This is a genomic window from Streptomyces milbemycinicus, assembly GCF_002154605.1.
In the GTDB taxonomy this organism is placed as follows: domain Bacteria; phylum Actinomycetota; class Actinomycetes; order Streptomycetales; family Streptomycetaceae; genus Streptomyces; species Streptomyces milbemycinicus.
This window is the reverse complement of record NZ_MUNE01000906.1, coordinates 1-1,414: the sequence shown is the minus strand read 5'-3', so window position 1 is coordinate 1,414 and position 1,414 is coordinate 1. Positions and strand designations below refer to the sequence as shown.

1 protein-coding gene is annotated in these 1,414 nt (G+C 70.2%); it reads right to left on the bottom strand.

Going from position 1 to position 1,414, the window contains the following annotated elements; all coding sequences use genetic code 11:
• Positions 1-1,414 (bottom strand): hypothetical protein (locus tag CCN51_RS55470; protein WP_211303324.1); only part of this gene is annotated, 1,414 nt, incomplete at both ends.

Here is a 1,414-nt window from a genome sequence, read left to right as displayed (position 1 = left end):
CGGTCAGCAGCCGCCGCGGCGCGCCGTCCACGTGCGGCACGCCCTCGACGGCCAGCCGCAGGAACCGGGAGAAGTCCCGCACCACCCGGTTGTCCAGAATCCGTTGCACAGACCGGCGCAGCTCCTCGGGGGGCAGCGGGACCGAGGCCGCCACCGCCCGCCGGTACAACCGCTCACCGAGGGCCGCCAGTTCGGCGTCGGTCTGCTCGATCTGCTCCTCGGTCATCAAGGGGCCGTCCGCCGCCACCGCCAGCGCCCGGAACTCGCCCAGCAGCAGCGCGACCGCCAGCCGGGCACTGTCGGTGTCCAGCGGGAACTCCGCCATGCCGAGCGTCTCGGACGGGGTGGTCTGCCTCCCCTGGGACGTACGCCCCGTCAGCGCGGCCGTCACCTGCTCACGTGGGGAGAGCATGTCGCCGACCGCCCTGTCGAAGAACCCGTCCGGGACGGCTTCGCCCGGCTTGTACCGCCGGAAATAACGCCTCATCAGCGCCGTCAGCTCGTCGTGAACCAGCTTGCTGAGCGCGTCGTGATCCTCGTCGAGAAAACCTCGCGTGTCCGGCCGCAGTGCCCGGCGGGCGCTGTCGAGAGCGTGCCGCAGCGGCAGCGGCAGCATGTTCTTGAACAGCTGCGGGGGTTTGGTCGCCGGCTGGGCGGCGGCCTGGTTGAACATCTGCCAGGCGTATCCCCAGACCTCGTCCACATCCGGGATGACCGACAGGAACGGCAGGAACCTCGCCGGTACCTTGTCGCCACCCATGATCCGGGTCACCAGTCGCCGGGCGGACCGCTGCCCGGCCTGCCGCCCCGCCACGAACAGATCCAGCAGGTACGGCGCCGACAGCCGCCCAAGAGCGTGGTCCTGGGCCGCCCTGAACCCGAACGCCGGGGTGCCCAGAGTGGGCTGGTGGTAGGAGCGGCCGTCATACCCCAGACCGGGAGGATCAACGATGACTCCCTGGCCGAGTTCGGTGATCTCCCACCCCGGAAGGTCTTCCAGAAGCTCCCGTAGCGGTATCGGACCGCCCCACTCGGCCGTGCGCGCCAGCCGGTCACGGATCAGCTTCCGCTTGGCCTCCGCCTCCGCCAGAGTCTGCCGTCGCTCACCCGGAATCGAGACCGCCGGATCGACGACGACCTCCGGGATATACCTGGTGACGAGTTCACTCCCCGGGGGCACTTGAGGCGCACCGATGTCATAGAGCCGCTGGGTGGCGGGGTCGCGCCAGAAGGGCGTCGTGTCGAGGGCGATCTTGATGCCGGGACCTTCGGCGAGGACCTCCCCCCGCATATCGGGCGCCTCTCCGGGGTCCTCCGGGATGAGGACGCCAAGCCTCCGCAGGAGGTCGGGGAGGAGGGGGACGGTGAGCGGATAGCGGTACTCGGTCTCGGTGCCGAGGGCCCCGTACTCATC